Genomic DNA, 23,921 nt, shown 5'->3' with positions numbered 1-23,921 from the left:
TGCCGCCCCGCTGCGCGACTGCTTCACACCGGTGCGGTGTCGTAACCCCAGTGGCGAAGCATGGGCTCGAGTATCGGCAAGAGCGGTTCGAACTGTTCGCGATACTTGTGCCAGCGACCCACACCCTTGCGGTTGATCGGCTCGATCACCTGCGAATAGCTCGGGGTCGCGATGTATTCCTTGCTGCGCGCATGGCGGTCGAAACCGAGCATGGGCGAGGCGTCGTCCAGCTCCAGGAAATCGGCGATGCGCGATACCTGTTGCGGGAAATCGTCAACGAGATCCTCGTAGCGCGACACCATCACGGACGGATGCAGGATGCCCACCTCGTCCAGCCAGCGCTGCATGGTTTCCACGTAGGCATGGGCAAGCCGCTCAAGGTTGCTGCAGGCGGCCGCCAATGCACTCGAACGGAAGCTGTGCATGTAGCAGCTCAGGATGACATCGCACGGATGGCGCACGGCGAGTACGAACTTCGCTTCCGGAAACAGCCGATACATGATCGGCAGCCAATGCATGTTCAGCGGATTCTTGTCGACCAGGCGGGCATCGCCATCGCGCTGGATGCGTTCGCCCACCATCACGTGGTAACGCTTGCGCAATTCGTCGACGTCGTACTGGCGCAGCACGCTCAGGTCATCGAGGATGCGTCGGTCGTGATTGCCCAGTACGCCGGCAAGCCGGTTGAAGAACGGGTTCTCGTCCATCGACTGCAAGCCCGGATGCGCGTCCAGCACCTGCTCGAGCAAGGTCGTGCCCGAACGCGGAAAACCCACGACGAATATGGGCGAATCACCGATCGCAGGGGCCGTCAGCGTGGGCCAGCGCGCAAATTGCTCGGCGGTGACACGGGGCGCGTCGACCGGCATGGCGGGCGAGCCGGCCACGAAGAACTCCGGTGAATCGAAGCGCCGCTCATTCGCTTCTATGCGGTGAGCGACGTGCAGCGCTTCCATCGCGGACGACGTTTCACCCAGCTTGTCGTACACCGATGCCAGCTGGAAGTAGTGGCTGTAACTGTTTTCCGCCTCCGGACCCGCCCGCTCGAGCAGATCCCTGGCCGCGGCAGCGTCGCCCTTGCGCAATGCCAGCGTAGCGAGCAAGTGACTGGCTTCTTTGGACTGCACTTCGGAGGCGTTCGATCCGGTGCGCAGCAGCGGCGCGAGTACGGCTTCGGAATCGGCCAGGCGGTTCAACCGCTCATAGTGATTGGCCAGCAGCAGGCGCACGTCGAACTGGGCAGGCCAACGCGCCAGCAGATCCTCCAGCAGGTCGACCGCGTCGGGGATGTCGTTGTTCAAGGTCAACACTTGCGCCAACGACAACTGCAGGTCGTCGTCGTTGAACGGCAGCCATTGTCGCCAACGACGCAGCAGTTCAGAGGCACCTTCGGTGTCCTGGCAGTGGCAGCAGGCGCGCGCCGCATCGATGCGGGCAGCCAGCGAGTCGGGATCCGCGGCGACGACATCGAGCAGAAGGCTGCGCGCGGTCAGGTAGTCGCGCAGGTCAATCAACAGCAGACCGAGCTGGCCCTTGGCCGTGAAGTTGCCTGGATCCAGCTCGACCGCACGCGCAAAGGCCTTGGCAGCCTCAGGCACGTTGCCGGAGTCCTTCAGGGCGGTCGCGTAGTTGTTCCAGCTGCTGGTGCTGTCCAGCTCTTGTGCGAGCTCGGCGTAGAAGGGCAAGGCCTCGTCCACCCGCTTTTGCATGTGCAGGCTGAGAGCGAGCATCAAGGTCAGGTCTGTTTGCCGCGGGAAGCGTGTCAGCGCCTCGCGGCTCAGTTGTTCGGCACGCTGGAGTTGGCCATTCTGGATGGCTGCGGTGATCTGTGTGAGTTCGTTCGGAGCCATGGCTTCACGCAAATAAAGAAGGGCCGCGTGATGACTCACGCGGCCCTCAAGGTTAACGCTTATATCTACGACTTAGAACTTGACCGTGACGCGAGCCCAGTAGTAGCGGCCCATCAGGTCGAAGTCGCTCGGGTCGGTGTTGGCGTTCAACGTGTTGTTCGCGTACAGCATGGGCGGCTGCTTGTCGAACAGGTTGTTGATGCCGAAGTCCAGACGGGTGTTGATCATGGCCAGGTTGTAGCCGACCGACACGTCGTTGTACGTCGTCGCACCGTACTTCAGGATCGTGCCCGACTCACCGTTCGGGAAGCTATCCTGCGGCGAACCCGTCGCTGCACCGTTCTGGAAGCGACCGATGTAGCGCATGCGCCACTGGGCACTCCAGCCGCCAGCCTGCCAATCCACGAAGGCCTGACCGCGCCAACGGGGGAACAAGCAGACGCCAGCGTTATCCGGGCAGGCAGCCGAGGCAGCCGAACCGTACGGGAGCAGGTGACCGGCGTTCTTGTAGGTGACCGAACCTTCCACGCCCGGTGCGGTGACCTGGTCGTAGTACTTCAGGTAGGTCGCGTTCAGGCCGACGTTGAACTGGCCGAAGGAGAACTGCGGCAGCTTGTAGTTGGCCGAGAAGTCGATACCGGAGGTATTCAACGAACCCAGGTTACCCGTCGGCTCAACCGTCGACTGCAGCAGCTGACCAGCATTCGGGCCGCCGGCCTGACGCTGGATGTACTGGCAGTACTGGGTCGAACCATTGGCGCAGAGGTTCAGCAGGCTCTGCAGACCCACCGTGGTGATGGTGTCGTTGAGGTTGACGCGCCACAAGTCGACCGTGGTCGACAGACCCGGCACGTAGGACGGGCTGTACACGAAGCCGAAGTCATACGACTTGCCGTGCTCCGGCTTGACCGGGAAGCCCGCGACGCGCGAACCCTGCACCACAGCGCCAGCCTGCGTCTGCGAGACGACATACTGGTTCTGGAAGGTGCCGTTGGCCGGCACGTTCGCGCAGGCGATAGCCAGCGGGGAACCTGCCGGAGCGCCAGCGTAATTGGTACACGGATCGGTGTGGATCAGCGGAGCATCCGAACCCGAGAAGTACAGCTCGGTCAGGTTGGGAGCGCGGAACACGTCTTCCATGGTGCCGCGGAGCAGCAGGTCGTCGAACGGCTTCCACTCGACCGCGAACTTGAAGTTGTTCGTGCTGCCGAAGGAACCGATCTTCGAGTAGCGGTCACCGATGGTCAGGTTCAGCGACTGGATGCCCGGGAGGCCGGCCAGGATCGGGATGAACGTTTCGGCGTACAGATCCTTGGTGGTGTAACCACCCTGCACGGCGCTCAAGCACTGGCTGCCCAGGATACAGCTACCCGTGGTCGGGTCGATTTCCAGCTGCGGAGCCGGCACGGTGTGCTGGTAGTCCTTGCGCCACTCGAAACCACCGGCCAGCTGCACGGCACCGGCCGGCAGGCTGAACAGCTCACCGCTCAGACCAGCGTGGTAGGTCTTCTCGATGAGGTAGCTGTTCGACGGGGCCGTCACGCTGGCCGCACGCACGGCAGCAATGCTGGCTGCCGACGAATTGGGCTCGAACGGATTGAACTGGCAAGCCACCGGATCGGTACCGGCCGGGCAGGTCGCCACACCATTGGCGACGGTGGAATCACCGGTGTAGAGCTTGGTCTGGTCGACCAGGCCAGCCGTCGTCGTGACGATGCTCTGGTGGCCGTAGTTGAAGCCGACGTCCCAGTTCCAGTTCTTGTCGAAAACGGTGAAGTCACCCTTCAAACCCGTATTGATCTGGGCGTCGGTACGGCCAGTGAAGGCCTCACGCAGACCAGCCGAGGTCAGGCGCTGGGTGAAAGCGTTGCCGCTGGCGGTGCCGAAGCCGCCGCCCGACATCACGCCGTTGACCAGCTGGGGCGAGTTGAACACGTTGAAACCGTTGCCCGCATTAACCGTTGCGGCGGTCGAGGTCGAACCGTACACGGCCGGAGCCAGCTGGAAGTTGGCCGAGGTCTTGTTGTAGACCGCGTCCACATAGGCCGTCACGTGATCGGCCAGGTGGTACTCCGCATTGATGAAGCCGCCAGTGCGCTCCTGCGGGGTCATGATCAGGTTGACGGCCGCGTAGTTGTACTTGTCGGCGTTGCCGTAGCAGTGGTAGTTCGCCGAGCTGAGGACCGTCGGGTTGCCACCCGCGTTCAACGACACGCGGTTGCAGCCGAGGCCCAGCTGCGCAGCCTGCGAATCGCCAAGCTGGATGCGGCCGACCGGGGTCGAGGACGAACCACCGACGGCGACCTGGGTGCCGGACAGGCTGAGCGCGTTCTTCGAGAAGTCGCGGTTGGCCGACAGCACGCCATCCTGCTTGTTGTAGCTGATGCCGGCCATGATGCTGCCCTTATCGGACGTCTGGCCGAACGTGAAGGTGTAGCCGCTCTGGTCACCGTCGGTACGATCGGACTGGCCGACGTTCGCGGTGAAGGTGGCACCCTGGTAGTTCTTGCGCGTGATGAAGTTCACCACGCCGCCGATCGCATCCGAACCGTAGGTGGCCGACGCACCGGTCGGCAGCACTTCGATGCGCTCGATGGCATCGGCCGGGATGGCGTTCGGATCCTTGCTCAGCAGGCGCTGACCGTCGATCAGGATCAACGTACGGCGCGAACCCAGACCGCGAAGGTTGATGGACGAACCGCCGGTACCGCCACCGTTGTTGGTCTGCGGGTTGACGTTGCCGCCGGTCATGGCCGGCAGCTGCTGCACCAGGTCGCCAAGCGTCTGCTTGCCGGTGGCCTGGATCTGAGCGCGATCGATGGTTACGACGGGACTGGCCGTCTCGACGTCTACGCGGCGAATCAGCGAACCGGTCACGGTGACCGTTTCGAGAGTCTTGCTCTTGGCCTGGTCAGCGGCCGGTGCCGGCGTAGTGGACTGCGCGTCCTGCGCGAAAGCGGTAGTGCCGTAGGCGCTTGCTGCGAGCATGCCCAGCGACAGAGCCAGACGCACCGACGTGCACAGTTTATTTTCCCCGAACTTCATGAGAACACCCTCCCGTTATTTATATTGACTGGGTTTGACAGACTTTCCCCGCCTCAAACCCGCGCCCGATTCACCCAAACAATTCAGGCGTAGACCTACAAAGTTTGGTCTACAGCGCTCGGCATTTATCACGCTTTACTTACAGATAGTCAATAAAATCTATACGGCAAGAAAACAAAGTGCCGTGACAACTATCGCAATTTTCTGCGATTTCGGCATCAAATCCGCGCCGCTAAACGCCCCGCAAATGCTTGCTGCGCTGCGAGGAACATCGTTGCAATGGGGTGAAGCCAGGGTGAAAAAAGGCTGGCAAGCCGCCATGGGCCTCGCCAGACCTCTGATTTGGCAGGGGTTCACTCCGTGCCGGTATCGGCTTCGAAGCGCAGGTGTTTGACACTGCGTCCCTTGCGACGCACCAGTTTCAAGGCTTCTATACCGATGCGTATGTGGCGTTCAACAAATTGCGTGGTCACGCTGCGGTCGCTTAATTCCGTCTTAACGCCCTCGGGGATCATGGGCTGGTCGGAGACCAAGAGGAGTGCTCCGCACGGGATCTTGTTGGCGAAGCCTGCCGCGAAGATGGTGGCGGTCTCCATGTCGATGGCCATGCAGCGAGTGCGACGCAGGTAATCCTTGAACGCGTCGTCGTGCTCCCAGACGCGGCGGTTGGTGGTGTACACCGTGCCGGTCCAGTAGTCGTAGCCAAGGTCGCGGATCATGGTGGAGACACCGCGCTGCAGCTGGAACGCCGGCAAGGCCGGCACCTCCGGCAACAGATAGTCGTTGGACGTGCCTTCGCCGCGGATCGCCGCGATCGGCAGGACCAGGTCGCCAATGGCGTTCTTCTTCTTGAGGCCACCGCACTTGCCCAGAAACAGCGCAGCCTTGGGATGGACGGCGCTGAGCAGATCCATCACGGTGGCTGCGTTGGGGCTGCCCATGCCGAAGTTGATCAGGGTGATGCCGTCGGCGGTGGCATTGGGCATGGGCCGGTCGCGCCCGCGTACTTCTACGCCATGCCACTCGGCGAAGAGGTCAACGTAGTGGCCAAAATTGGTCAGCAGTATGTGCTGGCCAAACTCCTCCAGAGGCGTGCCGGTATAGCGCGGCAGCCAGTTGGAGACGATCTCCTGCTTGTCTTTCATTGAGACCCCTTGAGGTCGGCGCAACGTGGGTTCCGTTGCGCGTTACCGGCGACGCCACGCCGGCAAGATGCCAGATCAGTGCGTGCATCTTAGCGGGTGACGGGCCATCACTGGGCGGTTTGTTGTCATTTCCTTGAACTGGCCCCGCCCACGATGGGCGGCATGCCAAGGAGAACACCATGCTGCTGATTGGTTGGATCGTCGCCCTCGCCGTCTTCCTCGGCTTTGCCTTCGTCGGGCGTGGATGGCTGGCCTGGGTGCTGGCGCTGGCCGTGTTGTTCCTCACCTGGATCGTACGCGGCGTGCAATCGCCACTCCTTTTATATGGACTGCTATTTGCAGCGGCCTTGGTTGCATTGGTAACTGGTTTCGCGCCGCTGCGCCGCGCCTTGTTTGCACGCCGCCTGCTGCCGATGCTCGGCAAGGTGATGCCGCGCCTGGGCGAGACCGAACGCATCGCGCTGGAAGCAGGCACGGTGTGGTGGGATGCGCAGATCTTCTCCGGCATACCCGATTGGGACTCTCTGCTGCGTTTTGAATGCAAGCCGCTGAGCGAACGCGAACAGGCCTTCATGGACGGACCGGTTACCCAGCTGTGCGCCATGCTCGATGACTGGCAGATCGAGCAGCAACGCGACCTGCCGCCCGAGGTGTGGGACTTCATCAAGCGCGAGCGCTTCTTCGGCATGGTGCTGCCGGAGACCTACGGCGGGCTGGGCATGTCCGAAATCGGCCATTCGCGTGTGGTCACGCGTATTGCCACGCGCTCGGTCGCGGCGGCCGTGACGGTGATGGTGCCCAACTCGCTGGGCCCGGGCGAATTGCTGCTGCACTACGGCACCGAAGAACAGAAGCGCCACTACCTGCCCCGCCTCGCCGACGGCCGCGAGGTACCCTGCTTTGCGCTTACCGGACCGGAGGCCGGTTCCGATGCCGCGGCCACGCAGTCCGAAGGCGTGGTCGAGCGGGGACAGTGGAACGGCGAGGAGGTCATCGGCCTGCGCCTAAACTGGAACAAGCGATACATCACGCTGGCGCCCGTCGCCACGCTGATCGGCCTGGCGTTCCGCCTGAAGGATCCCGACGGCCTGCTGGGCGGCGCGGTGGATCGCGGCATCACCTGTGCATTGATCTCCCGCGACTTGCCGGGCGTGGTGATCGGGCAGCATCACGATCCCATGGGCGTGCCGTTCGCCAATGGTCCGATCGTCGGCCACGACGTGTTCGTTCCGCTCGACGCCATCATCGGCGGGGTCGAGCAGGCCGGCCATGGCTGGCGCATGTTGATGGAGAGCCTGGCGGCGGGCCGTTCCATTTCGCTGCCTGCGCTTGCCGTAGGTGCGGCACAAATGGCGACGCGCATCTGCGGCGCCTATGCCACCGTGCGTGAGCAGTTCGACACGCCGATCGGTCGCTTCGAAGGCATCGAAGAACCACTGGCGCGCATCGCCGGCCTTACCTATCTGATGACGGCCACACGCACGCTCACCTGCGGCGCGCTCGATGCCGGCGAGAAACCGGCGGTGCTCGGTTCCATCGCCAAGGCCTATCTCACCGACGCCATGCGCGTGGTGGTGAGCGACGCGATGGACATCCGTGCGGGCGCTGCGATCCAGCGCGGCCCGCGCAATGCGCTCTCGCACATGTGGATGTCCGTGCCGATCGGCATCACCGTGGAAGGCGCCAACATCCTCACCCGCTCGATGATCATCTATGGCCAGGGCGCGATTCGTTGCCATCCGTGGGTGCAGAAGCTGATCGATGCGATTGCCGCCAAGGACCTCAAGGCAGTCGACCGCAGCGCCTTCGGCTACATCAACTTCGTGTTTACCCGCGGCGTGCGGGCCCTGTTGCTGGGCCTGAGCGGCTCTCGCCTGGCCAGGGCGCCGGACAGCGAACTGGCCCGCCAGTACCAGCACCTCACGCGTTTCGCCTCGGCGTTTGCGTTGGTCTCCGACACCTGCATGGCCACGCTGGGTGGCACGCTCAAGCGCCGCGAGAAGATTTCCGGACGCCTCGCCGATGCGCTGGCCTGGCAATACCTCGCCGCCGCCACGCTCAAGCGCTACCACGACGGACCCAAGCTCGCCTCTCACTACGACCTGGCGCGATGGGGCGTGGCCCTGGCGCTCTATCGCACGCAGGAGGCACTGCGCGGCGTGCTGGACAACCTGCCTTCGGAGCTCGCAGCCAGCGTCGCCCGACTGCTGGTGTTCCCACTGGGCGCGCGCTTCCAGCCGCCCTCAGATCGCCTGGGCCAGCGCGCGGCGCGGGCCATCCTGGAAGACCGCGAAGCGCGCATCCACCTCACCGGCGACATTCATGTGCCGGGCCCTGATGAACCTGGACTGGGCCAGCTGGAAGCAGCGCTGGACAAGGCCGTGCGCGCCCTGCCGGTGGAGACCAAACTGCGCGACGCGATCCGGGCGGGGACGCTGGATCGCGCGGTCGGCGACGAGCTCGGCCGGCACGCGCTGGCGGCCGGCATCATCACGCAAGAGGAGTTCGACGCGCTCAGCGAGGCCGACGAGGCCCGTGACGCCGTGGTGCAGGTCGATGCCTTCGACCCCGCAACGTACCGCCAGCTGCGTTGACCTTGCGCGTCGCAATCGATCAGGCATACCGCAATGCCCGGCCCTGTCCCAACGGTCAGGGTCGGCACGTGCACAGGTGCGTGCTATGTTGGCCGCGCTTGTCATAGGGGAGTCACATCATGCGGATGGGTATAGCGATCGATGCCGCCTGCGATCTGCCGCAGGCATTTCTGCAGAAGCACAACATCGCGGTGATGCCCATCACCATCCGCATCGACGATGAAATCTTCATGGACAACCGCAACCAGGTGGAGCTGCATCGCTTCCTGGATCGCAAGCTGGGCAGTCGCAGCCACTCGGCCGAGACCATTCCCTGCTCCGTCGAAGATGTGCAAAAGCTCTTCCTCGACAAGCTGGTGCTGGAGCGGGACTGCGTGTTCTGCCTCACCATCACGGCCACGCGCAGCGCCATCAACGATCACGTGATCAAGGCCAGCTTTGCGGTACTGAAGCATTACCGCGAGGTGCGCGAGAAAAACGGCCTCACCGGCCCCTTCCTGATGCGCGTGATCGACACCCGCACATTGTTCGCCGGATCGGGCCCGGCCATCGTCGAAGCCACGCGGTTGATCGATGCCGGCGAAGTACCTGCGGCGATCCGCGAACGCCTCACCTACATCGCCAATAATTCGTACGGCTACATGCTGCCGCGCGACCTGTACTACCTGCGCGCGCGCGCCAAGAAGAAAGGCGACCGCAGCGTGGGCCTGGTCAGCGCCATGCTCGGTTCGGCGCTGGACATCAAGCCGCTGCTGCGTGGCTACCGCGGCGAGACAAGTCCGGTCGGCAAGGTGCGCGGGTTCGAGCATGGCGCGGAAACCTTGTTCAACTACACCGCCAAGCGCATCCATGCCGGCCTGTTGGTACCCGCGGTGTGCGTGAGCTACGGCGGCGATCTGTCGGAACTGGGCAAGCTGCCTGGCTACGCCGCGCTGCGCACCGCCTGCGAGGAGTGCGGCGTGGAACTGATGGAAGCGCCGATGAGCATCACCGGCATGGTCAACGTCGGCGAAGGCGCCGTGACGCTCGGCTTTGCCGCCGAGGAACACGTCGCCGAATTCTGAGCGACCACGCCTCAGGAGTTTTGCATGATCCGCCTGTGCATCCTCGCTTCACTCCTGCTGCTTGGCCTGCCGGCCATGGCGGGCACGGCGTATCAATGCACGGATGCGAGCGGCAAGCTCACCTTCCAGGACAAACCCTGCAGCGCCAACCAGCGCCAGCAGGTACTGCAGCTGGACGATTCCCAGCCCGTCTCGCCACCGCCGCCCGCAACGCCGGACACACCAACCTTCGAGCCCGTGCCGCCGCCCGCGCCACCGCAGCCCATGGCCGCGCTGCCCCTCATGTACGGCTGCGTGCGCGCCACCGATGGCAAGCCCTACCTCAGCGATAACGGCGATCCGCAGCCCTATCAGGTGCCCTACGGCATCCTCGGCGCGGGGTCGCTGCCGCTATCGCAGGTCTACGGCGGACCCAACGCCGCCGGCGCCTCCGCCCCCGAACTCAATCGCGGACGCGTCACCCCCGGCCTGATCGCCAATCACTACGTATGGGTGCAGGACCAATGCCGCGAACTCACGCGCGCAGAGACCTGCCACGCCCTGCGCGATGCCTTCGACGAGAACGCCACCAAACTCCGCCGCGCGTTCAAGAGCGACCAGCCACCGCTTGAACAACGCGAACAGGAACTGCACGCGCAACTGCAGAACTGCTGAGCAAAGTTTGCGCAATGCCATGCAAGTGCGCGCCACGCAACGCGCGTGGCGAGTTGTCCACAGGGTTGCTACCAGGCTTTCCCCAGCGGCTGTGGAAAACACCACGTGTGGTTGGTGAATGTTTGCGCAGGGTGCTGAAACTTGTGTGGTGGCGAGAGGTTGGGTGTTCTATCCACAGGGTTGTGGGGTGTTGATCCACATGGGGTGTGGATAGGGTTGGGTGTGCATAGGGTTGGGTGTGGATAGGGTTGGGTGTGGTGCGCGGGGCGATGTTTGCGCGAGTGCGCGGCGTGCTTATTTGTTCGGCGTTTTCTCGCTCAGGGCAGCGCTCCCGCTTTTGCGCGTCATTCCGGCGTAGGTCCACTTTCGCTCGTCATCCCGGCGCGGGCCCGCCTTCGCTCGTCATCCATGTGCTGCACGAGAGGGGGGAGGGTCGGGGGCGTTGTTCAACAGGCGAAGGCGGGTCATCCAGAGCCACGGTGTTTGGTTGTCGCGTTACCGCGATCGGGCCGCTTACGCAGCGGGCGTTTCGAACGGCTGCCGCCGCTCGAGTCACTTTTCTTTTGCTGGCCCAAAAGAAAAGTAACCCAAAGAAAATGGCCTGATAACGCCGGCAGCATCGTGTTGGGATAAGCCCGAACGCTCGAGGTGCGCTGTTGTGGGACAACCTCCGAGGGTACACAGCGGGTACCTCAATGCGCTGCGCAACGCGCCCGAATCGCTGAGGACTTAAAGCGGGGCCTCGCTGCGCATCGGCTTTAGTCATCCCTTCTTCTGTCTGCCGTGCTGCTTGTCTGTGGGAGCGCACCCTGTGCGCGACAGCCACGCCTGGGTGTACCGCTCCGTAGGCTCGTCGCGCACAGGGTGCGCTCCCACAAAGAGCCGACCGGCAAGATTGATCCGCCATCCCCATACCTGCGTCACCCTTGTAGGAGCGCACTTGTGCGCGACCTCGGCCTAACAGGCCGCCCTGCGGTCGGCGTTCGCGCACAGGGAGCGCTCCTACAAAGAGCGGCTCGTGACGTCTAACGCGCGACCACAACTTACGAATCCCTCTGTAGGAGCGCACTTGTGCGCGACCGTGGCGCCGCGGTGCATCGCTCCGGTTGGTCGCGCACAAGTGCGCTCCTACAAAAGACCGGCCGGCCCCGCAACGCCGAGCGTTGGGCTCTTGATCAGGCTCTTGATCAGGCTCTTGATCAGGCTCTTGATCAGGCTCTTGATCAGGCTCTTGATCAGGCTCTTGATCAGGCTCTTGCCCCCGGGGTCCCCGTATGACGCGGCGGGCGGGTGGAGGAAAGCCCGAAGGGTGGCCGCAGGGATGCGGCCAGTTTTTCGACAGGACAGGGATGTCCTGTCGAAAAACCCCGTAACCCGCCCGCGCACCTGGAGGGCCATAGGCCCGGAAGGCGCGTCATCCGGGGGGCCCTTTCTTTTGGTTACTTTTCTTTGGGCAAGCAAAGAAAAGTAACTCGGGCCGCGGCAGCGGCACGAAAGCCCGCGGCAGGCGAGCCAGATCGCGATGACGCGACGACCGGGCGCAAAGTCACTGGATTCCTGCTTTCGCAGCAATGAAGAGAAAGAAACCGCCCGGCGAGTGACGACGGGCTGAGAGCATCAAAGCGTCAAAGCGTCAAAGCGTCAAAGCGTCAAAGCGTCAAAGCGTCAAAGCGTCAAAGCGTCAAAGCGTCAAACGCTAGGGCCTCATCCTCAACACACCACCCCTAAAACCCATAATTCAAAAACCCCCCATCCACCGCCAACACCTGCCCCGTGACATAACTGGCAGCCGGAAGGCAAAGGAACGCGATCGCCGCCGCCACCTCCTCCGGCTCACCAATCCGCCGCAACGGCGTGCGATCCAGCACCTCATCCAGATACTCGTCATTCGCCAGCGCGGGTTCGGAACGCTGCGTGCGGATATACCAGGGCGCCACCGCGTTGACGCGAATGCCATCAGCTGCCCATTCCGCCGCCAGATTGCGCGTGAGCTGGTGCAGCGCCGCCTTCGACATGCCGTAGGCCGAGCCGGTGCGCACATGAGTGATGCCGGAAACAGAGCCCACGTTCACGATCGCCGCGTTCGCGTGCTGCACCAGTTGCGGGTGGGCGAGACGGCACATCTCGAAGGCGGAGAACAGGTTCTGTTCGAAGATCGCGCGGTAGTCGTCCTCGCGATAGGCCAAGGTCGGCGCGGGCTGGTTGCCGCCGGCGTTGTTGACCAGCAGGGACAGTGGTGCGCCAAGATCGGCGATCCAGTCGAACACCGCCAGGCGCTCTTCCTGTTCGCCAAGATCGGCGCCAAAGGCCAGCACGTCGATGCCGGGGAAATCGTCCACCAGCTCCACGCGCACCTGCTCCAGGTAGTCGGCGTCGCGCGCCACCAGCAGCAGATTGGCGCCAAGCGCGGCCAATTCGCGGGCGGTGGCGTAGCCGATGCCCTTGCTGGCACCGGTGATCAAGGCGGTGTGTCCCTGCAGCTGCCAGGCGTCGATTCGTGCGTTCATGGGCCGAGCTTAGAACGCGACCACGTTTCCCGCCAAGCACTGCCCGCTACCATGGGCGCGACACCGACTCCAACCCGACTCAAGGCTCCTGCATGAAACGACTCGCCGCCCTGCTGTGCCTGCTCTCCCTGGTCGCCTGCTCCGGCAAGCCGCCGGCGCCGGTATCGGCGCCAGCCGCTGCCAGCACCGCCCGCGTTGCCACGCCCTGGGACGACATGGAGAAGGCCAAGCAGCGCGCCGCCGACGTGCAGAAAACGGTGGACGAGCAGGCGAAGAAACAACAGCAACAACTGGACGCCGCCCAGCAGTAAGCCACCCATCCCGGACTCGAGACTTGGCAGTGGACGTCTGGACGTGCATGGTGTCGGCATGAACGCCCATCACGACGAGTTTGCCTCCGCTCCACTGCTTGATATCGACGAGGCCAGCGTCATGCGCGGCGAGCGGCTGATCCTCGACCGTTTCAGCCTGCGCATTGGTGCGGGCGAACACACCGCCATCCTCGGTGCGAACGGCGCGGGCAAGTCCACCTTGGTGCGCCTGATCACACGCGAGCTCTATCCGCTTGCACGCGGCGACGGCCAGGCTGCCATGCACGTGTTTGGACGTGAGCGCTGGCATGTTTCCGATCTGCGCGGACTGCTTGGCATCGTTTCCCCGTCCTTGCAGCACGACTGCACCAGCGATGCCACGCTGGAGGTTTCCGAAGCGGTGCTGTCGAGCTTCTTCGCGGCGCAGCGGCTGGGCCTGGACCACCGCGTCACGCCGCCCATGCGCGAGCGCGCCGCAGAAGCGCTGGAACAAGCGGGCGCCACCCATCTGCTCGGCCGCTCGATGGCCAGCCTTTCGACCGGCGAAGCGAGGCGCGTGCTGATCGCGCGCGCCCTGGTGCACCGGCCCAAGGCGCTGCTGCTCGACGAACCCTGCGCGGGCCTGGACATGGCAAGCCGCCGGCGCTTCCTTGAAAACCTGCGCGGCCTCGCACGCCAGGGCACCACGCTGTTGCTGGTGACGCATCACGTGGAGGAAATCCTGCCCGAGATCCAGCGCGTGGTGCTGCTGCGCGATGGACAGCTGCTCAAGCAAGGCGCCAAGGCCGAGGTGCTCACCAACGCGCTGCTCTCGGATACGTTCGGCATGCCCGTGTGCGTCGAACGCCACGGCGACTATTTCAGCGCCGCCATCGAGTAGGCGTTTAGCCGTCCATCTGCGAGGCGGGCATCGTCAGGTCGCACTGCGCGCTCATCGAAAAAAAAGCCGCCGCCGGAATCCGGCGACGGCTCCACTAGCGGATCGTTCGACTCAGCGCGGCGTGCAGAAGCAATAGGCGTACACGTTCGGCCGACCGGACTGCGCCGTGCGCAGCAGCTTGAGCTCCGGTGCGAACGCGTCGACATGCGCGACCCACGACGGCAGCTGCACGCCGTAGGACTGCACCATCTGCACCATCGCGTTCTCATTGAGGCTGATCACGAACTGCTCGAAGCCGCCCAGCGGCTCCTCGACATAACGCACCGGCGCGCTCTTGCCGAGCTTGGCGCGCTGCTGCGCGTCGGCAACGGCATCGCCGAGACCACCGAGCTGATCGATCAGGCCGCGATCCAGCGCCTGCTGGCCGGTCCACACGCGACCCTGCGCAATGGTGTCGATGGCGTCATACGGCTTGCCGCGTGCCTTGGCCACCTGGCCGACGAAATCGCGGTAACCCTTTTCGATGGTGGCCTGGATCACTGTACCCACCTTCGGATCCAGCGGACGGGTGATGTCGAATGCGCCGGCCAGCGGGCTGGTGCCCACGCCATCGCTCTTCACGCCCAGCTTGTCCAGGGTACCGGGCACGGTGAGCACCATGCCGAAGATGCCGATGGAACCGGTGATGGTATTGGGCTCGGCGTAGATGCGATCGGCATTCATCGAGATCCAGTAGCCACCGCTGGCGGCCACATTGCCCATCGACACCACCACCGGGATGCCGGCCTCGCGCGTCAACGCCACTTCGCGGCGAATCTGCTCGGCCGCATAGACTTCGCCGCCCGGCGAGTTCACGCGCAGCACCAGCGCCTTGGTGCGCTTGTCTTCGCGTGCAGCGCGGATCAAGGCCGCGGTGGAATCGCCACCGACGGTGCCCTGCGGCTGCTTGCCGCCGGAAATCTCGCCTTCGGCCACCACCACCGACACGCCCGGCGTCGTCGAGCTGTCTTCGGAAATGGTATCGGCATAGCGCTGCAGCGAGACCTGACGGAAACCCTCGCCCTTCTTGCCGGCGGGTACGCCTTCCTTGCGCATCATCGCAATGACTTCGGCCGGCGTGGCCACGCCGTCGACCAGATGCTGGTCGAGCGAGAGCTGGCCCAGGTCACCCTTGGCGCTGGCGATCTTCTCGGGCAGCGAGTCGATGTCCAGACGCAGCGTGGCCGGATCGAGCTTGCGCAGCTTGGCCACTTCGTTGATATAGGTATCCCACAGGCCGCCCATCCAGAAGCTGTCCGCTTCCTTCGATTCGGGCGAGGCATGGTCGAGGATGTAAGGCTCTGCCGCGCTCTTGAACTGGCCGACGCGGAACAGGTGCACGTCCACGCCGAGCTTGTCGAGCAAGTCCTTGTAGAACAGCCGGTAGTTGGCCAGGCCGGTGATCATCACGCCGCCTTGCGGATCGACCAGCACGCGGTCGGCATGGGCGGCGAGGTAGTACTGGCCCTGGTCCAGGCTGGGCGACCACACGATCACGGGCTTGCCCGCGGCACGGAAGCGATCGAGCGCGGCGCCTACTTCGCGCAGCGCGGCAAAGCCGCCGCCCTGCAGCTCGCTGGGCTCGAGCAGGATGCGGGTGATGCGCGAGTCCTTGGCGGCCGCGTCGATCGAGCCGATCAGGTCGCGCAGCTGGATCTGCTTGGGCGGATTGCCCGACAGGCTGGCCAGCGCTCGCTGCATCGGCTCGATGCTGTACTGCTCGACCAGTTCGCCCTTGGGCTGGATCACCAGCACGCTGTCGCTCTGGATGAAGTGCTCGGTACGTGCGCCGGCAAAGCCGACCAGGATGATCAGCAGCACGATCAGCAGCAGCGCAAAGAACACCAGGTTGAGTATGGTCAGCCTGACGATGTTGATGCCGCGCCCGAGGACGCAGAGAAAGGCCCAAAAACCGTTGGGGCGGCGCTCCGTCATTGCTTGGTTCCTCAGGATGACCATCACAGCGTAGCTGTTCGCGGGGCGCAGGTCATGTGGGGCAAACGGCACATGGCGGTTGCCGCCATTGGCGGTCGCCGGCTGCGCCGAAAGCCTCAGTCCTGGGTCAGGTGGGGAGCTGCCACTGGTGGTGAAACGCGCGGCGACAGAAGCGCGTGAGCAGCAGCACGGCGGCCACGGTGAGACCGGCGATCAGGCCGATCCACATGCCTCGGGCGCCCATGCCATGGTGGAACGCAAGCCACCACCCGATCGGCATCCCCACGCCCCAGTAGGCGAACAGGGTGATCACCATGGGCACGCGGGTGTCTTTCAATCCGCGCAGCGCGCCGTTGGAGGTCACCTGGATGCCGTCCGGGAACTGGAACAGCCCCGCGAGCACCATCAGCTGCACCGCCAGCGTGATCACTGCCGCGTCATGTGTGTACAGGCGCGCCAGCAAGTGAGGGACGGTCAGCATCACGGTCGAGGAGACGATCTGCACGCAGACCGCCAATCCGACGCCACAAAGGCCGGCGTAACGCACCCCCTGCGCATCACCGCGGCCGACGGCATTGCCTACCCGCACAGTGATCGCCATCGAAAGGCCAAGCGGCACCATGAAAGCCACTGTCGCCACATTCAGCGCCACCTGATGGCTGGCCTCCACCGTCTCGCCCAGCGTCGCAAGGACCAGCGCCACTGCCACGAACAGGCCGCCCTCGGCGAGCAGGGTGATCGACATCGGGCCGCCGATCTTCAACAACTCGAGGATCATTTTCGGCTTGGGCCAAGCCAGCCCGCCACGCAGATTGACGTCGTTGTAGGCCGGATGTTTGAGCACGAACCACAGGAATGCCAGCATTTCCAGCCAGAGCACCGTGGCGGTGGCGATGCCGCTGCCCAGCGAACCCAGCGCTGGCAGGCCCAGCTTGCCGTACATCAGCACGTAGCCCAGCGGTGCCAGCACCGCCAGGCCGCCAAAGCTGAAATACATCGAGGGACGCGTCATCGACAGGCCTTCGGACAGGCCGCGTATCGCGAAATAACTCGTCAACGCGGGCGCAGCCCAGCTGATGGCGTGCAGGAAACGGGTCACGTCCGCGCGCAGCGAAGGGACCACGCCGATCCAGTCGATCAATGGCGTCGCATGACGCACCAGAAACCACAGCACGATGCCCATGCCCAAGGCCAGCCACATCGCCTGCACGAACACCGCTCCCGCCTCATGGCGACGACCGGCGCCGTCCAGCTGCGCCACCGATGGCGGTACCGCCATCATCATGCCCAGGCCACTGACCAGGGCCAGCGCCCAGATGCTCATCGAGGTGGTAACGGCGGCCTGCACGTGCGCGCTCAGATGCCCCGCGAGCATGGCATCGACGACGTTGGGACCCACCGCTCCGAGCTGCGCGGCGATCAGGGGAAGGGCAAGACGCACCGTGGCGCCGACCTCGCGCGCCACCCTGGCGCGATCGGGGCGGAAAGACAGCATAAAGAGACTCCTTGGCCGCACATTCTAGCGCAGGCCCGCTGCGTGCCTTCCGACAACGGCTGGGGAAACGAGCCCACGGCAGCTGTCTGCGCTGGCTGCTTGTGCCAAGATCGCCCGCTGATTCTGCCGGGGGAGGCGCATGAAGAAGGAAATCGTGTCGTTCGAAGGCGTGCATTGCGCCAATTGCAGCGCGCCGATGCAGGGGGAGTTCTGCCACGAATGCGGGCAGTCCATCCACACCGTGCTGCGCCCCATGCATCACATGGTGGAAGACACGCTGGACCTGGTCCTTCATGTGGACGGTCGCGTGATCCACACCCTGCCCCCGTTGTTCCTGCGTCCGGGGTTCCTCACGCTGGAGTATTTCTCAGGCCGCCGGCAGCGCTATGTGGCGCCGTTCCGCTTGATGTTCGTGCTGTCGCTGCTGGCGTTCTTCATGTGCCACCTGGTGGTGGGCAATCTGGACATCCTGAAAGTCCACAGCGAGGCAAGCGAAGGTACCGGCCAGTTTGCGCACGACCTCACGCCCAGCGCGGTTCGCACGCACTACGCGCAAGTGCGCAAGGACCTCGAGGCGGCCGCCGGCCAGTCCGACGAGAAAGGCAGCAAGAACTTCAATCGCCCGCTCAGCATCGAGCGCGACCACGCCAACCATCGCCTGACCCAGCTGGGTGCATCGCCGTTGACCGACACGGGCGTCGCCGAAACCAAATTCGAATCGATTCCGCTGCAGTCGACCCCCATCCATATCTCCTGGCTGCCCGAAGCGCTCAACCACAGTCTCAACCGTTCGGTGGCGCGGGCCGGGGCCAATGTCACCGACATCCAGGCCGGCGGCGAGCGCGCGGCGGAGGCGCAGGAGCGCATCACCGCCGCGGTGTTCCACGTCCTGCCACAGACCATGTTCGTGCTGATGCCGCTGTTCGCCCTGTTGTTGAAGTTCACCTATATCTTCAAGCGACGGCTCTACATGGAACACCTGATCGTGGCCCTGCACAGCCACGCCTTTCTATTCCTGACCCTGATGCTGGGCATGGGCGTGTATCTGCTCTACGGCTGGCTGGTGCCCCACGCCCACTGGCTGGGCACGCCCCTTGTCCTGGCCGCCTGGGGGCTCGGAGCGTGGGCGCTGGCCTATCTGCTGCTCATGCAAAAGCGGGTTTACCGGCAGGGCTGGTTCGTGACCATCCTGAAATACCTGTTCGTCGGATGGTGCTACACCTTCATGGCCACTTTTGCGCTCACCTTTGCCGCGGTTCTGGGCATCGCCAACTAGTCCGCGGCCGCGCGAACTTTTGTGACACAAATCACACACAAATCGCGCAGCGGCGCGGTTTCGCGGCACCTCAAAAGCGCTTTCAAGCGGGGTTTTGCACAGCGTCACACGGCTGTCAAGGCAAGTCCCATGCCTGTGGCAGTTAGATGAACCCCGCCATAGCGAAAATTTTAAGTGGCTGTTTTTACTTGGCTTTAGTTGCTGGCTAAAACTTGAACAGCGCGTACGGAAGGGCGTTTTCATGCGCCCTAGAGGCCTCCCTCAACGCACCATCCACAGAGTTATCCACAGACCTTGTGGATAAGCTCAAAAGACCCCTGCCAATAGTCACTTAGCTCTCTTTCCTAGATGACGAGGCAGCAAGACCCTGCAAGCCGCGGCCAAGCCCTCAAACAGATTTTGAGAGGGTTTCATCCGGCTGATATCTGACGGAGTGGAACGGCCCGGTTACACTGTTGTGCCGAGAGGTATTCATGCCCGCCGTCCTTCGCGTCGCCCTGCCGGTACCCCTGCCCACCTTGTTTGACTATCTGCCGCCGGCCAGCGGTGAGGCAGTAGCGGGCAGCCGTGTGCTGGTGCCGTTCGGCAAGGGCAAGTCGGTGGGCGTGGTGGTGGAAGCCAACGTGGAGTCGGCCGTGAGTCATGGCCGGCTCAAGCGCGTGCTGCGGGTGCTCGACGATGCCCCCTTGCTCGACGCCGAATTGATGGCCACCCTCGCCCGTGCCGCCGATTACTGGCTGGGCGCCCCCGGCGAGGCTTATGCCAATGCCCTGCCCCTGGCCTTGCGCGAGGATCGCCCGCTCCCGGACCTGCATGACGAAGCCTGGGCGCTCACCGAGAGCGGACGCAGCGCGCTGGATGCAGGCAGCCGACGCGGTGGCAGTCGCGCCCTGCTCGATGCCCTTTCCCGCGGACCGCAAACCGCCGAGCTGCTGCACGAGATGCTGCCCGGCTGGCGCGATGCGGCGCGACGCCTTGAGCAGGCCGGCCTGATCGAACGCACCCAGTCCAATGCCGCCGAACCGCCCCGCCTCACCGAGGCACCCTCGCTGAGCGACGAGCAGCAGCAGGCCGTGCAGACCATCGGCGAATCGCTCGGCCGCTTTCAGCCGTTTCTGCTCGACGGGGTCACCGGCAGCGGCAAGACCGAGGTCTATCTCGCCCTGATCGAAAACGTGATCGCGCAAGGCAAGCAGGCACTGCTGCTGGTGCCGGAAATCGGCCTCGCGCCGCAAACCGTGCGCCGGTTGCGCGATCGCCTGGGCGTCGCCGTGCAGGTGCTGCATTCCAACCTGGCCGAAGGCGATCGCGCACGCGCCTGGTTGCGCGCGCGGACGGGCGAGGCCAAGGTGATTCTTGGCACGCGCTCGGCCATCTTCACGCCGCTGCCGCATGCCGGCCTGATCGTGGTGGATGAAGAACACGACAGCGCCTATAAGCAGCAGGAAGGCTTTCGCTATCACGCACGCGACCTGGCCATACTGCGTGGCCGTGCGCTGAATATCCCGGTGGTGCTCGGCTCCGCCACGCCCTCGCTCGAATCGCTGGCCAACGTGCAGGCGAGCCGCTATCGCGCGCTGCATCTGCGCGCACGACCGGGCGCCGTGCGCGCACCGCAGGTGCAGATCGTGGACATGCGTGCGCAACGCCTCGACCACGGTCTCTCGCCTGCCCTGCTCGCCGCGGTGGGCGACACCGTGGCGCGCGGCGAACAGGTGCTGGTGTTCCGCAATCGTCGCGGCTATGCGCCGGTGCTGCTGTGCTACAGCTGCGGCTGGCACGCGGAATGTCCGCGTTGCGAGCACCCGATGACCTTCCATGCCGGGCGTCGCGCGCTGATCTGCCATCACTGCGATTACACCGCGCGCCCGCCGGCGCAATGCCCTTCATGCACGGCGCCGGATCTCAAGCCGCAGGGTCAGGGCACCGAACGACTGGAAGAAGCGTTGACGGCGCAGTTCCCCGACGTGCCGGTGTTGCGCATCGATCGCGAGACCACGCGTCGCCGCGATTCGTTCGAGCAGCTGCTGGAAGGCTTGCATGACGACAAGCCTGCGATCCTGGTCGGTACGCAAATGCTGGCCAAGGGCCACGACCTGCCCAACCTCACCCTGGTCGCCATCGTCGGCGTGGATGAGGGCTTGCTCAGCGTGGACTTCCGCGCCAGCGAGCGACTCGCGCAACTTGTTGTACAGGTGGCTGGTCGCGCGGGCCGCGCCAAGAAACCGGGCCGCGTGCTGCTGCAGACCCATCATCCGGATCACCCGCTGCTGCGCCAGCTGCTCTCGCAAGGCTATGCCGCGTCGGCGCAGAGCCTGCTCGAGGAACGGCGCACCGTGCAGCTGCCGCCGTACGGACATCAGGTGCTGCTGCGTGCCGATGCGCACCAGCGCGAGCACGTCGATGCCTTCCTCGCCGAGGCGGCGCAGGCGCTGGCTGGCCTGCCGCTGCAGCTCGCCGGGCCGATGCCTGCACCCATGCCGCTGCGCGCCGGTCGCCATCGCGGGCAGTTGCTGATTGAAGCGGAGACGCGCGGCGCGCTGCATGGCGCTCTGCGTCCCTGGTATCCCGCATTGTCGACGCTGCCTTCGGCGCGTCGCGTGCGCTGGTCGCTCGACGTGGACCCGATCGATCTCTATTGACCGGGCGACGACGGCGCGACCTCCACGATACTCACCTCAGGTAGGAGCATCCGATGGAAGGCAACGCATCGTCCGACCCACGTCCCCATGTCGTCATCCTCGGCGGCGGTTTCGGCGGCCTGGCCGCTGCGCGTGAACTCGCCGACGCCAATGTCCGCGTTACGCTGATCGACCGTCGCAACCATCATCTGTTCCAGCCGCTGCTTTACCAAGTCGCCACGGCGGGCCTTTCCGCGCCGTCGATCGCGGCGCCCTTGCGGCAGATCCTGCAGAAGGACAAACACGTCACAGTGCTGATGGACGAAGCGCTCGACGTCGACCTCGATCGCCGCATCGTGCATCTCGCGCAGGGCGAGCTGCCCTATGACGCCCTGATCGTCGCCACCGGCGCCACGCATGCCTACTTCGGACATGACGAGTGGGAACGCTATGCGCCGGGGCTGAAGACGCTGGAAGACGCCTTCACCATCCGCCGTCGCGTGCTGATCGCGTTCGAACGCGCCGAGCGTGAAGAGGATCCGGCGAAGCGACAGGCGTGGCTTAATTTCGTGGTGGTCGGCGGCGGCGCCACCGGCGTGGAACTGGCGGGCACGCTGGCGGAGATCGCACGCCACACCTTGCCGCGCGAATTTCGTCGCGCCGATCCGCGCATGGCAAACGTGCTGCTGGTCGAGGCCGGCCCGAAACTGCTGCCGGCGTTCGCCCCCGACCTCACCGAAAAGGCTAGGCGCCAGCTGGAAAAGCTGGGCGTGGAAGTGCGTTTGAACACCTCCGTCACCGCCATCGACGAGCACGGCGTGATGCTGGGCGAAACGCCGTATCCGGCACGCACCGTGCTGTGGGCGGCCGGCGTCGCGGCCTCGCCGCTGGGCGCCCGCCTTGGCGCGCCGGTGGATCGCGCCGGTCGCGTACTGGTCGAACCGGACCTCAGCCTGCCCGGCCATCCCGAAGTCTTCGTGATCGGCGACCTGGCGAGCGTGACCCAGGCCGACGGGAAACCCGTGCCCGGCGTGGCGCCAGCCGCCAAGCAGATGGGGCACCATGCCGCGGCCACGCTCAAGACGCGCTTGCGCGGCGAGACCGCCACAAAACCCTTCCGTTATCGCGACGACGGCTCGCTCGCCACCATCGGGCGCATGGCCGCCGTCGCCCAGTTTGGACGCGTGAAGCTCTCGGGCCTGCTGGCCTGGTGGGTCTGGCTGATCGCCCACATCGCCTTCCTGATCGGCTTCCGCAACCGGCTGGTGGTGATGCTGGACTGGGCCTGGGCGTACTGGACCTACCAGCGCCATGCCCGCATCGTCACCGGGATCGATGAGCGGACCACCTCAGAATCGACTTTGCCGCGCGACGCTTAGGGTGGACAATCAGCGTTTTCCAAGCCGGATATCGCCGTGTCTTCCCAACTCGAACAACTGCGCCAGTACACCACCGTGGTCGCCGACACCGGTGATATCGAAGCCATCGCCCGCTGGCGCCCGGTGGATGCCACCACCAACCCGTCGCTGCTGCTCAAGGCCATCGAGAATCCGAAGTTCGCGCCGCTGATCGAAGAGTCGGTGGCGTGGGCCAAGGGCCAGAGCAACTCGCGCGAACAGCAATTGGTGGACGCCAGCGATCACCTCGCCGTCGCCGTGGGTCGCAAGATCGTCGACATCGTGCCCGGCCGCGTCTCCACCGAAGTGGATGCGCGCCTGTCGTTCGACGTGGATGCCTCCATCGCCAAGGCTGAGCGCCTGGTCGGCTTGTATGCGGAGCACGGCGTGTCGCGCGACCGCATCCTGATCAAGCTGGCCTCCACATGGGAAGGCATCCGCGCCGCGGAGCAGCTGGAAAAGCGCGGCATCAACTGCAACCTCACCCTGCTGTTCTCGTTCGAACAGGCGGTGGCCTGTGCCGAAGCCGGCGTGTTCCTGATCTCGCCCTTCGTCGGCCGCATCATGGACTGGTACGTCGCCAACACCGCCACCAAGACCTACGCGCCGGAAGAAGACCCGGGCGTGCTGTCGGTGCGCCGCATCTACAGCTGGTACAAGCAGCACGGCTTCAAGACCGTGGTGATGGGCGCCAGCTTCCGCAACATCGGCCAGATCCAGGCCCTCGCCGGCTGCGACCGCCTCACCATCAGCCCCGACCTGCTGGAAAAACTCGACCAGGACAGCGCACCGCTGCAGCGCGCGCTCAACGACAACGGTGCGACTCAGGCGGCTCCCAAGCCGATCACCGAAGCGCAATTCCGCTGGGGCCACAACGAAGACCCCATGGCCACCGACAAGCTTGCCGACGGTATCCGCAAGTTTGCTGTGGATCAGCGCAAGCTGGAGAAGCTGTTGGCGGAGAAGCTGGGCGGCTGATCGTCACAAGGTTCCGATAAAAAAGCCCCGGCGCAAACCGGGGCTTTTTTTGTTCGACGCCTTATGTGGGAGCGCACCCTGTGCGCGACAGCCACGCTGCGGTGTACCGCTCCGTAGGTTTGTCGCGCAC

16 protein-coding genes are annotated in these 23,921 nt (G+C 64.6%); 9 read left to right on the top strand and 7 right to left on the bottom strand.

The window, feature by feature from the left end; translation table 11 throughout:
• Window positions 1–23 precede the first annotated feature (23 nt).
• From AC1DE1_RS07010 to AC1DE1_RS07000, 3 genes are all read right to left on the bottom strand, one after another.
• On the bottom strand, window positions 24–1,850 hold the full coding sequence (locus tag AC1DE1_RS07010) for a tetratricopeptide repeat-containing sulfotransferase family protein (RefSeq protein WP_477176887.1): 1,827 nt from the start codon (window positions 1,848–1,850) through the stop codon (window positions 24–26).
• Between the two features lie 72 nt (window positions 1,851–1,922).
• The gene (locus AC1DE1_RS07005) at window positions 1,923–4,895 is read right to left on the bottom strand and encodes a TonB-dependent receptor domain-containing protein (RefSeq protein WP_477176886.1); all 2,973 of its coding nucleotides are present in this window, start codon (window positions 4,893–4,895) and stop codon (window positions 1,923–1,925) included.
• A 353-nt stretch (window positions 4,896–5,248) separates the two neighbouring features.
• Window positions 5,249–6,040: an AMP nucleosidase gene (locus tag AC1DE1_RS07000; RefSeq protein WP_441604750.1), complete on the bottom strand. Its 792-nt coding sequence runs from the start codon at window positions 6,038–6,040 to the stop codon at window positions 5,249–5,251.
• 179 nt (window positions 6,041–6,219) lie between these two features.
• On the opposite strand from AC1DE1_RS07000, the gene AC1DE1_RS06995 reads away from it, so the two are divergent.
• The 3 genes from AC1DE1_RS06995 (at window position 6,220) to AC1DE1_RS06985 (ending at window position 10,352) form a co-directional block, all read left to right on the top strand.
• Complete coding sequence (locus AC1DE1_RS06995; RefSeq protein WP_477176885.1) at window positions 6,220–8,634, top strand: acyl-CoA dehydrogenase; 2,415 nt, start codon at window positions 6,220–6,222, stop codon at window positions 8,632–8,634.
• 119 nt (window positions 8,635–8,753) lie between these two features.
• Window positions 8,754–9,698: a DegV family protein gene (locus tag AC1DE1_RS06990; protein ID WP_441604752.1), complete on the top strand. Its 945-nt coding sequence runs from the start codon at window positions 8,754–8,756 to the stop codon at window positions 9,696–9,698.
• Window positions 9,699–9,722: 24 nt separating this feature from the next.
• Window positions 9,723–10,352, top strand: a complete 630-nt coding sequence (locus AC1DE1_RS06985; protein ID WP_477176884.1) for a DUF4124 domain-containing protein — start codon at window positions 9,723–9,725, stop codon at window positions 10,350–10,352.
• Between the two features lie 1,128 nt (window positions 10,353–11,480).
• Here the strand turns inward: AC1DE1_RS06985 and AC1DE1_RS06980 are convergent.
• Both AC1DE1_RS06980 and AC1DE1_RS06975 read right to left on the bottom strand, forming a co-directional pair.
• Entirely contained in the window at window positions 11,481–11,750 is a 270-nt protein-coding gene (locus AC1DE1_RS06980; RefSeq protein ID WP_477179033.1) for a hypothetical protein, read from the bottom strand.
• A gap of 326 nt (window positions 11,751–12,076) precedes the next feature.
• Window positions 12,077–12,859, bottom strand: coding sequence for an SDR family oxidoreductase (locus tag AC1DE1_RS06975; RefSeq protein WP_441604754.1), 783 nt, complete (start codon window positions 12,857–12,859; stop codon window positions 12,077–12,079).
• Between the two features lie 92 nt (window positions 12,860–12,951).
• On the opposite strand from AC1DE1_RS06975, the gene AC1DE1_RS06970 reads away from it, so the two are divergent.
• The gene (locus tag AC1DE1_RS06970) at window positions 12,952–13,170 is read left to right on the top strand and encodes a hypothetical protein (RefSeq protein WP_441604755.1); all 219 of its coding nucleotides are present in this window, start codon (window positions 12,952–12,954) and stop codon (window positions 13,168–13,170) included.
• 58 nt (window positions 13,171–13,228) lie between these two features.
• On the top strand, window positions 13,229–14,050 hold the full coding sequence (locus tag AC1DE1_RS06965) for an ABC transporter ATP-binding protein (protein ID WP_477176883.1): 822 nt from the start codon (window positions 13,229–13,231) through the stop codon (window positions 14,048–14,050).
• Between the two features lie 111 nt (window positions 14,051–14,161).
• On the opposite strand, the gene sppA is transcribed toward AC1DE1_RS06965, so the two are convergent.
• Window positions 14,162–16,024, bottom strand: a complete 1,863-nt coding sequence (gene sppA / locus AC1DE1_RS06960) for a signal peptide peptidase SppA (protein WP_441604757.1) — start codon at window positions 16,022–16,024, stop codon at window positions 14,162–14,164.
• 127 nt (window positions 16,025–16,151) lie between these two features.
• Window positions 16,152–17,519: an MATE family efflux transporter gene (locus AC1DE1_RS06955; RefSeq protein ID WP_477179032.1), complete on the bottom strand. Its 1,368-nt coding sequence runs from the start codon at window positions 17,517–17,519 to the stop codon at window positions 16,152–16,154.
• 139 nt (window positions 17,520–17,658) lie between these two features.
• Here AC1DE1_RS06955 and AC1DE1_RS06950 point away from each other — a divergent pair, with 139 nt between their 5' ends.
• The 4 genes from AC1DE1_RS06950 to tal all read left to right on the top strand — a co-directional run bounded on the left by AC1DE1_RS06950 (window position 17,659) and on the right by tal (window position 23,791).
• The gene (locus tag AC1DE1_RS06950) at window positions 17,659–18,795 is read left to right on the top strand and encodes a DUF3667 domain-containing protein (RefSeq protein ID WP_441604759.1); all 1,137 of its coding nucleotides are present in this window, start codon (window positions 17,659–17,661) and stop codon (window positions 18,793–18,795) included.
• 473 nt (window positions 18,796–19,268) lie between these two features.
• A complete protein-coding gene (locus tag AC1DE1_RS06945) occupies window positions 19,269–21,437 on the top strand; it encodes a primosomal protein N' (RefSeq protein WP_441604760.1) in 2,169 nt (722 codons plus the stop codon).
• A gap of 53 nt (window positions 21,438–21,490) precedes the next feature.
• The gene (locus tag AC1DE1_RS06940; protein WP_477176881.1) at window positions 21,491–22,795 is read left to right on the top strand and encodes an NAD(P)/FAD-dependent oxidoreductase; all 1,305 of its coding nucleotides are present in this window, start codon (window positions 21,491–21,493) and stop codon (window positions 22,793–22,795) included.
• 30 nt (window positions 22,796–22,825) lie between these two features.
• Window positions 22,826–23,791 (top strand): transaldolase, encoded by a 966-nt coding sequence (tal, locus tag AC1DE1_RS06935; protein ID WP_477176909.1) that lies wholly within the window; start codon window positions 22,826–22,828, stop codon window positions 23,789–23,791.
• Window positions 23,792–23,921: the final 130 nt, after the last annotated feature.

The sequence above is a fragment of the Dyella sp. 05T440 genome, from assembly GCF_056395965.1.
Note: the sequence above shows the minus strand (reverse complement) of the source record. Positions and strands in the feature narration are given on the sequence as shown.

Bases quoted from the DNA above. Each gene is read 5' to 3' on its own strand.
- AC1DE1_RS07010 (WP_477176887.1), bottom strand. From the start codon at position 1,850: ATGGCTCCGAACGAACTCACACAGATCACCGCAGCCATCCAGAATGGC.
- AC1DE1_RS07005 (WP_477176886.1), bottom strand. From the start codon at position 4,895: ATGAAGTTCGGGGAAAATAAACTGTGCACGTCGGTGCGTCTGGCTCTG.
- AC1DE1_RS07000 (WP_441604750.1), bottom strand. From the start codon at position 6,040: ATGAAAGACAAGCAGGAGATCGTCTCCAACTGGCTGCCGCGCTATACC.
- AC1DE1_RS06995 (WP_477176885.1), top strand. From the start codon at position 6,220: ATGCTGCTGATTGGTTGGATCGTCGCCCTCGCCGTCTTCCTCGGCTTT.
- AC1DE1_RS06990 (WP_441604752.1), top strand. From the start codon at position 8,754: ATGCGGATGGGTATAGCGATCGATGCCGCCTGCGATCTGCCGCAGGCA.
- AC1DE1_RS06985 (WP_477176884.1), top strand. From the start codon at position 9,723: ATGATCCGCCTGTGCATCCTCGCTTCACTCCTGCTGCTTGGCCTGCCG.
- AC1DE1_RS06980 (WP_477179033.1), bottom strand. From the start codon at position 11,750: ATGGCCCTCCAGGTGCGCGGGCGGGTTACGGGGTTTTTCGACAGGACA.
- AC1DE1_RS06975 (WP_441604754.1), bottom strand. From the start codon at position 12,859: ATGAACGCACGAATCGACGCCTGGCAGCTGCAGGGACACACCGCCTTG.
- AC1DE1_RS06970 (WP_441604755.1), top strand. From the start codon at position 12,952: ATGAAACGACTCGCCGCCCTGCTGTGCCTGCTCTCCCTGGTCGCCTGC.
- AC1DE1_RS06965 (WP_477176883.1), top strand. From the start codon at position 13,229: ATGAACGCCCATCACGACGAGTTTGCCTCCGCTCCACTGCTTGATATC.
- sppA (WP_441604757.1), bottom strand. From the start codon at position 16,024: ATGACGGAGCGCCGCCCCAACGGTTTTTGGGCCTTTCTCTGCGTCCTC.
- AC1DE1_RS06955 (WP_477179032.1), bottom strand. From the start codon at position 17,519: ATGCTGTCTTTCCGCCCCGATCGCGCCAGGGTGGCGCGCGAGGTCGGC.
- AC1DE1_RS06950 (WP_441604759.1), top strand. From the start codon at position 17,659: ATGAAGAAGGAAATCGTGTCGTTCGAAGGCGTGCATTGCGCCAATTGC.
- AC1DE1_RS06945 (WP_441604760.1), top strand. From the start codon at position 19,269: ATGCCCGCCGTCCTTCGCGTCGCCCTGCCGGTACCCCTGCCCACCTTG.
- AC1DE1_RS06940 (WP_477176881.1), top strand. From the start codon at position 21,491: ATGGAAGGCAACGCATCGTCCGACCCACGTCCCCATGTCGTCATCCTC.